Below are 7902 nucleotides of genomic sequence, written 5' to 3'. Positions count from 1 at the left end.
CTCAACAAGTGGTAGGCTTCGGGAGCCTTTATAAAAATCAGGTTTGTCGCGCGTCGGTTCGATCAGTGCAGTCCATTTCTCAGTCTACCCGCAAGCTGTGTTCTAGCCTTCAGGCGGCGGGGCGGTACGGTTCACCCGTTCTCAGCACGGCCCAGATTATCCGTGCATTCTTGTTGGCGACCGCAACCGTTGCCCGGTTGAAGCCTCGCCGCTCCTGAAGCTTGTTGACCCATTGACTTATGGGGTCGTTCTTATTGGCTGCTACCCGCACGACAGAGCGGGCACCGTGGACGAGCAGGCTGCGTCAATGCTGATCACCTCGTTTTGAGATACCCATCAGAACCTGCCGGTCACCGCTTGAATGCTGCCGGGGAACCAAGCCAAGCCAGGCTGCCATATGGCGCCCGTTCTTGAACTCGGTGCCGTCGCCGACGGCCGCGACAATGGCGGTGGCAGTTTTGGGACCGACGCCTTTGATCTTGGCAATCCGCTGGCAGACCTCACTGGCCTTGAATACGGCCTCGATTTTTTTATCGAAGCATTCAATCCGCCGATCCAGGTCACAAAGCAAATCCCATAGTTCGCTGATGGCATCCCTGGCCATAGCCGTCAGTTCGTTGCCCTGGTTGGCCAAGATTTCGGGGATCATGCGTCGGGCACAGCCAATGGATTTGGCAAAGGCGATGCCGCGGTCGAGCAGCAAACCGCGAATTTGGCTGACCACGGCGGTGCGATGATTAACCATGCGTTGCCGGACACGGTGTAGGGCCTGGATATCCTGCTGTTCGATACTCTTTTTGGGCACCAGCGGAATATGAGGTTGTCGGACAGCGGTGCAGATAGCCTCCGCATCATTACCATCGTTCTTCTGCCGGCGGACAAAAGGCTTAACATATTGTGGGCCAACGATTTTTACTTTGTGCCCGAGGTCTTCAAACTTCCTGGCCCAGCAAAAGGCCCCCGTACAAGCCTCGATCGCGATGGTGCACGGTTCGATGCCCGCCACGACCGATAAAAGCTGGTCACGCATTACCCGGCGTTTAAACACCGCGTGACCTTTGCGATCGACACCATGCAGCTGGAATACGTTCTTGGCTAAATCAATGCCCAAGACATCAATCGTCATAAGCGCTCTCCTTCGGGTTCAGGATCGGCACAGCCTGCCGCAGAGGAGGGAGAGCCGTCCATCCCATTAAGTGGCGTGCCAAATATGGCGGGATGGACGCCTCGATGGTCTCGCAGATGAAGGCGATTGAAGAAGAGAATCGGCGCCTGAAGAAGATGTTTGCGGAGCTGAGCATGCAGAATGAGCTGCTCAAGGAGGCTTTAGGAAAAAAATAGTCCGGCCATCTCAACGCCGGGAGATGGCCATGGCGGCGGTGGCGAGGCACGGGGTCAGCGTTGCGCTGGCCTGTCGGACATTCGGGCTGAGCGAGACATGTTATCGTTATACGCCCCAGTTGGTCGACGAGAATGAGGAGATTGCGGATCTTCTGGTGGGTCTGACGAATGCCAAGCGGAACTGGGGTTTTGGCCTGTGCTTTCTATATTTGCGCAATGTGCAGGGGCGGCCATGGAACCATAAGCGGGTTTATCGCATCTACCGTGAGCTGGAATTGAACCTGCGCATCAAGCCCCGTAAGCGGCTACGGCGCGACAAGCCAGACGCCCTGGCGGTGCCTGAGGCGCCAAATGTCGTGTGGTCGATGGACTTCATGGCGGATCGTTTGGAGGACGGACGGGCGTTCCGGCTATTGAACGTGCTCGATGACTTCAATCGCGAAGGGTTAGGCATTGAGATTGATTTTTCACTCCCGGCCGATCGCGTGATCCGCACCCTGGACAGGATCATCGAATGGCGCGGCAAGCCTGGGAGCATTCGTGTTGATAACGGTCCAGAATATGTCAGCGGGAAGCTGCTGGCCTGGGCCGAGAAGCGCGGCATCAGTATCCAGTACATCCAACCCGGAAAGCCGCAGCAGAATGCCTATGTTGAGCGCTACAACCGCACTATCCGGCATGAATGGCTGGACCAGAATATCATCAGCAGCATTGGGGAGGCCCAGGACTACGCCACGCAATGGCTATGGACGTACAACAACGAACGGCCCAATATGGGCATAGGCGGAATGACACCCGCTCAGAAACTGAAACTGGCCGTGTGAATTCTACGAATAAGCCCCGTTAAAAACGGGGGGATTACCATATCACGAGTAACCCTCGATCTGCGTGATCAAGAGGGCGAGCCACCCTACCCGGGGACAAACATCAGGTCTTACGATTTTTGTATTGTGTGCTGGGTGCTGCAAACGACAAAACCGCCCACATGTTTGCGGACGGTTCTATTTCTGTTCTTGCATCGCAAATGAAGTTGGTTGCGGGGGCACGATTTGAACGTGCGGCCTTCAGGTTATGAGCCTGACGAGAAGTCGTTTAGTAGCTTGAAAACACTTTATAATTTATATATTTTTTTGTTTATGTGATTATATATGTGATAAATTTACCAAAGTCGTTACGGTAAATCGTGAAAAATGTGCTAGCCGAACTCATCGTCGCGATTTTATCCGCAAGCCAAATATCCTTGGACGACCGTTCTAAAACGGCGGGTTGGTCACTGCTCATACCAGCCAATCCTCGCATCTCAGGCCCTGAACCCTCTGGAACTCTCCTATATTTCCCGTGACAACCACCAAACCCCTGCTGCGGGCATGTCCGGCGATCATAAGGTCATATGGTCCGATCACGCAGCCCCGCACCTCAAGATCCGCCCTGATCTCGGCGGTGTGCGCCGCCGCCTCGCTGTCAAACGGCAGGACAGTCAGCCGCCCGGAAAAATGCTCCACCTCGCGGCGGATGCGTGGCGGGTCGTTTGATCGCTCCGCCCCATACAGCAGTTCGTAAAGCACCACATCGGAGAGGCAAAGCGCCTCGGCATTCGCATTGAACCGCGCCCGTAATCCCTGCGGCCGGTCGCGTAGCACCCGAATGCAAAGATTGGTGTCCAGCAGGTAGCGCAGCATCAAAAGCGCTCACGCTCCTGCATCGCTGGCTGCTCGCGCCCGCACAGTTCAATCCCCGGCGCATCAAAGAAATCATCCCAGGTCGCCCCGGCTGGAGCGATGATCCGGCGCGGACCGTCAGGGACTATGACAACCTCGCGCACCTCAGCAGCAAAAGCTACGGCCTTGGGCAACCGCACTGCTTGCGAGCGGTTGGAGAGGAACAAGGATGTGCGCGCCAGCATGAACAAACTCCCAAGTATATCCAATTCGGATATACGCCGATTCTGGCTTCAATTCAATCGTATTTCACAAGGGAACCGCATTGATCGTCCAGCGTTACCTCAAACCGCTCACCAGGGCTTAGCGTCAAGCTAGGTTTGCCATCGGGTCCCAGAGCCCGCGCGGCATACCGCTTACCCCCAACCCTTTGCGAACCAACGCATCGCCTCCGGATTCAAGAAACGCCTCTAGGGTCAACATCAGCAGGGCGGGCAAAATCGACATAGTAGCTCCTCGGTAAATTTTCTCAAAAGTAAAACGTTATCGTATCAATCGAAATATTGACCGCGCATATTGAAAACGCGAGCATAGCGAATTGTCCGATTGACTTTAGTTAGGTGAAAGAGCCTCGATAATCCGGCACTCAGCGACCGTACCATGCCCGCACTGCCCCACGATCTGCCGCAGCTCGCCGCCAAGCGCCATCAAATCCGCGATTTTTCGGTCCACTTCGGCCAGATGCAAGCGGGCGATAACGTCAATCTCTGCGCAGGATTGGTCCTTTTGGTCAGCCAGACGCAGCAATTCGCGGACATGGTCCAATGAAAACCCAAGATCGCGGGCCCTGCGCACGAAGCTCAATCGCGCCAGATGCTCAGCCCGGTAGGCACGGTAATTGCCTGCGGTGCGTGCCGGTGCGGGGAGCAGGCCGGCGCGTTCGTAATACCGGATGGTCTCAACCTTGGTATCGGTCGTGCGCGCCAGATCGCCGATGCTCAAAACGTCATGATCCACTGTCTTGACCCTATAGCTGCTATAGGGTGCATACACGAAATTCAAATGCTTCGTCGAGGATGATCATGTCTAAAAGCTGCTGCGCGCCCGCTGCGGTCACCGCTGTCCAGGACCCGGGATGGCGGCGCGTGCTGTGGATCGCACTGATCGTCAATGGTGGGTTTTTTATCGGCGAGATCATCGCTGGGGCTGCGGCCGGCTCCGCGGCGTTGCAGGCTGATGCGCTCGATTTTCTCGGCGATTCCGCCAACTACGCCATCAGCCTGGGTGTCGCCGGTATGGCGCTCGCCTGGCGCTCCCGTGCAGCCCTGGCAAAAGGCTGGACCATGCTGGCATTTGCCGCCTGGGTGCTCGCGAATACGGCGTGGCACGCTTATGCGGGGACATTACCCAGCGCCGTCGTCATGGGGAGCGTCGGTTTCGCGGCATTGCTTGCGAATGGAGGTGTCGCGCTCATGCTGTGGCGTTACCGCGGCGGCGATGCGAACCGGCGCTCGGCCTGGATATGTTCGCGCAATGACGCGATCGGAAATCTGATCGTACTCCTCGCCGCGGCTGGTGTCTTCGGCACCCATACAGGTTGGCCAGATGTTATTGTTGCCGGTGTCATGGGGGCGTTGGGCTTGCAAGGCGGTTTACAGATACTCCGCCAGGCGCATGCCGAACTGCGCCTGAACCCCTCACCGCGTCCCATCCCCGCCGGAGAATAACCTATGTCCGCACATCAGCACGCCGCCGCCGAAAAGCATGGTGGCCATGACGATCACGAAGACCATGATGACCATAAAGGCCACGCCCATCAAGGCCATGGACATGCGCACGCCCCGGCAAATTTCGGCAAGGCGTTCGCGATCGGCATTGCGCTCAACCTCGCTTACGTGGTTGGCGAAGCGTTTTACGGCGTGGTCGCGCATTCGCTGGCACTGCTGGCAGATGCCGGACATAACCTTGGCGATGTGCTTGGCCTGGCGAGCGCCTGGCTGGCCTCGATCCTGGCACGCCGGCGCCCCAGCACGCGCTATACGTATGGGTTGCGGCGATCGTCCATTTTGGCCGCCCTCAGCAATGCGATTGTGCTGCTGATCGTTACCGGCGGCATTGCCTGGGAGGGCCTCCGACGGTTGATCGACCCAGAACCATCCGGCGGCTCTATAATCATGGCGGTCGCGGCCATCGGCATCCTGATCAACGGTGTCACGGCCTTGCTGTTCATGGCGGGCCGCAAGGATGACCTGAACATCAATGGTGCTTTTATGCACATGGCGTCGGATGCGTTTGTTGCCTTGGGCGTGGTGATCGCCGGCGCAGTGATTTATTTTACCGGCTGGCTCTGGGTCGATCCGGCGATCAGCCTTGTCGTCAGCGCGATCATCGTGGCTGGCACCTGGTCACTGTTGCGTGATTCCATGAACCTGGCGCTGGACGCCGTACCGCCCAGCGTCAACGCCGCAAAAGTCGAAGCCTTTCTGCGGGGCTTGCCAGGTGTCGCTGACATTCATGATTTGCATATCTGGGGCATGAGCACGACCGAGACGGCGCTCACCGCGCATCTGGTCAGACCCGGTGCGGGACTCGATGACGGGCTTTTGCATGAGGCAGCTGAGGAATTGAAAGAGCATTACGGCATCAGCCATGCGACCTTCCAGGTTGAAGACGGCACCGGCGCGCATGAATGTGCGCTGCACTCCAACGAAACGGTTTGAGCAAGATTCTCCCTGCAAATTCATGACTCTCACGAAATAAGTCTGAGGAGACTATTTTATGAACACGCAAGCCTTGTTTCTGATTGCGGCTGTCGCCGGCGTCGGGATTTTGCACACCATCGTGCCGGACCATTGGGTGCCGATCACGCTGATCGCCCGGCAGCGCGGCTGGTCTAAACGCGAGACTGGGCAGGCCGCTTTTAAGGCTGGCGTCGGCCATGTTCTCTCGACGCTGGCGATCGGCCTCGCGGTATGGATTGCCGGTGTCGCTTTCGCTGCCAAATTCGGCCATGTGGTCGACACCTTGGCGAGCCTTGCGCTGATCGGCTTCGGCGGCTGGATCGCGCTCTCGGCTTTACGCGAAATGCGCAAAAGTGGCGGCCACGGCCACGCCCATGGTCATTCACACGGTCATAGTCATGATTTCTCCCATCTTGCCGGCACGCCAGGACAGGACGGGGTTCACGGCTCGGAGCTGCAAGAGATCGGGACCGGCGACGGTTCTCTAAAATTATCGATCTTTGAGACCGGCCAGCCGCCACGTTTCCGGCTGACTGGGACCTCGGCCGATGCGGTCGATGTTGAGACGCTGCGTGAAAATGGCGCGCGGCAGATTTTCACCATGGTCAAGCGCAATGAGTATTGGGAATCCAGGGACGAAATTCCCGAACCTCACGGGTTCACCGTCGAAGTCACGGTCGAGCGTGGCGGCTACGCCCATAAATACCAAGCTGAATTTACCGAGCACGCGCATGATAATCACGATCACGACCATAGCGATGAGGCGCACGGTCATGACCCTGTAAATGACCCGCTCTACGCCCCCTTGCGCGGCGGGCAGGCCGTACTCGTCCGGCATGCCCATGCGCACCGGCATGGGAATGGACCTGTGCATAAGCATTTTCACGATCACGACGCGCAAAACGCCCATGATATCGCCGCCGATACCCAAGCCGCACCGCCGCTGCATGTGCATCGGCACAAAACCTCGTCACGCACGGCACTACTATTAATTCTTGGGTCCTCGCCAATGGTGGAGGGCATTCCGGCCTTCTTTGCCGCCGGCAAATATGGCTTTGGCGTCATCTTAGTAATGGCGATCGTATTTGCGATCAGCACGATTGCGACCTATGTGCTGCTTTGCGTGTATTCCACGACCAGTCTGCAACGGGTCAGTTTTGGCCGCTTTGAACGGTATGGCGAAGTTTTGAGCGGCGCCTTTATCGCTTTAGTCGGTGTCGCATTCTGGCTATTTCCGGTTCTATAGAAATGGCTATCATATATATGGCCTGACCATATCGCCAAAATGTTTCAAAAAAACTTTGCATGCAGCGGTTGTACACATTTGAATTATGCAAATGTTAGCGAAGACAAGCGAATCAAATCAAGCTATCAGTTTTAGCGATATCAGCCGCCCCCTTTTTCTTGGACACCCAAAACAATAAGCCACCACCGACAAAAATCATCGGAATAGAAAGCGCTTGACCCATCGTGAAGCCAAACGGCAAAAACCCTAAAAACCAATCCGGTTCTCGAAAAAATTCGCCAGTAGTGCGCGCAACACCGTATCCTAAGATAAATAGACCAGTGAGCATACCGACATTATTCCGAACTTTTAAGGAGCGGGATGCAAACACCATTATAATAAAAAGCAACACCCCCTCAAGCGAGGCTTCAATCAACTCGGAGGGGTAGCGCGGCACCAAGGAGCCAGATTGCGGATAGATCATAGGAAATGGAAACCATGCGGCAGCGGGCCGTCCCCAGAGTTCTCCATTGATAAAGTTGGCGAGTCTTCCCAGGAATAGGCCAATTGGCACTGTAACCGCAACGCGGTCTGCAAACCGTAGAATAGCTATTTTGTTTTTTCGACAGAACCAGATAATGGCAATCGTCACGCCAATAAATCCACCATGAAAGCTCATGCCGCCATCCCAAACGGCAATCATTCTCGAAGGATGAGTAAGGAAAAATATTGGCTGGTAGAATAATACATAGCCTAACCGACCGCCTAGAATGATGCCTAACGTGGCCCACGTCAGAAAATCGTCAACCTGCTCCCCTGTCGCGGCCACCGGGTTCAATGAAACCAACCGTCGCACAACGCGCCAGCCAATCAACAGCGCGGTGATATAAGCCAGAGCGTAATAATGGATTGCGAAAGGCCCGACACGCACAAGGAC

General features: G+C 56.2%; 8 protein-coding genes and 2 pseudogenes. 4 read left to right on the top strand and 6 right to left on the bottom strand.

All coding sequences use genetic code 11. The features are described from left to right. Nucleotides 1–109: 109 nt before the first annotated feature. Nucleotides 110–1126 (bottom strand): annotated as a pseudogene (locus BUB54_RS19300) (IS110 family RNA-guided transposase). A 68-nt stretch (nucleotides 1127–1194) separates the two neighbouring features. Here BUB54_RS19300 and BUB54_RS19290 point away from each other — a divergent pair. After that, nucleotides 1195–2165: pseudogene (locus tag BUB54_RS19290) on the top strand (IS3 family transposase); the annotation flags it as partial. 453 nt (nucleotides 2166–2618) lie between these two features. On the opposite strand, the gene vapC reads toward BUB54_RS19290, so the two are convergent. The 4 genes from vapC to BUB54_RS19275 all read right to left on the bottom strand — a co-directional run bounded on the left by vapC (nucleotide 2619) and on the right by BUB54_RS19275 (nucleotide 4016). After that, nucleotides 2619–3020, bottom strand: a complete 402-nt coding sequence (vapC, locus tag BUB54_RS19285; RefSeq protein ID WP_048879982.1) for a type II toxin-antitoxin system tRNA(fMet)-specific endonuclease VapC — start codon at nucleotides 3018–3020, stop codon at nucleotides 2619–2621. Continuing rightward, the gene (gene vapB / locus BUB54_RS19280; RefSeq protein ID WP_048879981.1) at nucleotides 3020–3244 is read right to left on the bottom strand and encodes a type II toxin-antitoxin system VapB family antitoxin; all 225 of its coding nucleotides are present in this window, start codon (nucleotides 3242–3244) and stop codon (nucleotides 3020–3022) included. Before vapB ends, vapC begins: the two co-directional genes overlap by 1 nt. A 124-nt stretch (nucleotides 3245–3368) precedes the next feature. Next, nucleotides 3369–3506, bottom strand: a complete 138-nt coding sequence (locus BUB54_RS21040) for a hypothetical protein (protein ID WP_158320138.1) — start codon at nucleotides 3504–3506, stop codon at nucleotides 3369–3371. A gap of 105 nt (nucleotides 3507–3611) precedes the next feature. Then, nucleotides 3612–4016, bottom strand: a complete 405-nt coding sequence (locus tag BUB54_RS19275) for a MerR family transcriptional regulator (RefSeq protein ID WP_048879983.1) — start codon at nucleotides 4014–4016, stop codon at nucleotides 3612–3614. A 65-nt stretch (nucleotides 4017–4081) separates the two neighbouring features. Here BUB54_RS19275 and BUB54_RS19270 point away from each other — a divergent pair, with 65 nt between their 5' ends. From BUB54_RS19270 to BUB54_RS19260, 3 genes are read left to right on the top strand one after another with little or no spacing between them, the layout of a single operon-like run. Continuing rightward, a complete protein-coding gene (locus BUB54_RS19270) occupies nucleotides 4082–4726 on the top strand; it encodes a cation transporter (protein ID WP_048879980.1) in 645 nt (214 codons plus the stop codon). 3 nt (nucleotides 4727–4729) lie between these two features. Next, a complete protein-coding gene (locus BUB54_RS19265) occupies nucleotides 4730–5719 on the top strand; it encodes a cation diffusion facilitator family transporter (protein WP_048879979.1) in 990 nt (329 codons plus the stop codon). A gap of 58 nt (nucleotides 5720–5777) precedes the next feature. Then, on the top strand, nucleotides 5778–6986 hold the full coding sequence (locus BUB54_RS19260; protein ID WP_048879978.1) for a hypothetical protein: 1209 nt from the start codon (nucleotides 5778–5780) through the stop codon (nucleotides 6984–6986). Nucleotides 6987–7098: 112 nt separating this feature from the next. Here BUB54_RS19260 and lgt read toward each other — a convergent pair. Next, nucleotides 7099–7902: prolipoprotein diacylglyceryl transferase (lgt, locus tag BUB54_RS19255; RefSeq protein ID WP_073212030.1), on the bottom strand; the 804-nt coding region annotated here is incomplete at its 5' end.

This window comes from Acidocella aminolytica 101 = DSM 11237 (assembly GCF_900129125.1).
GTDB classification, from domain to species: domain Bacteria; phylum Pseudomonadota; class Alphaproteobacteria; order Acetobacterales; family Acetobacteraceae; genus Acidocella; species Acidocella aminolytica.
Note: the sequence above shows the minus strand (reverse complement) of the source record. Positions and strands in the feature narration are given on the sequence as shown.

Excerpts from the sequence above, each read along its gene's own strand:
- vapC (WP_048879982.1), bottom strand. The coding sequence starts at position 3,020 with ATGCTGCGCTACCTGCTGGACACCAATCTTTGCATTCGGGTGCTACGC.
- vapB (WP_048879981.1), bottom strand. The coding sequence starts at position 3,244 with ATGCTGGCGCGCACATCCTTGTTCCTCTCCAACCGCTCGCAAGCAGTG.
- BUB54_RS21040 (WP_158320138.1), bottom strand. The coding sequence starts at position 3,506 with ATGTCGATTTTGCCCGCCCTGCTGATGTTGACCCTAGAGGCGTTTCTT.
- BUB54_RS19270 (WP_048879980.1), top strand. The coding sequence starts at position 4,082 with ATGTCTAAAAGCTGCTGCGCGCCCGCTGCGGTCACCGCTGTCCAGGAC.
- BUB54_RS19265 (WP_048879979.1), top strand. The coding sequence starts at position 4,730 with ATGTCCGCACATCAGCACGCCGCCGCCGAAAAGCATGGTGGCCATGAC.
- BUB54_RS19260 (WP_048879978.1), top strand. The coding sequence starts at position 5,778 with ATGAACACGCAAGCCTTGTTTCTGATTGCGGCTGTCGCCGGCGTCGGG.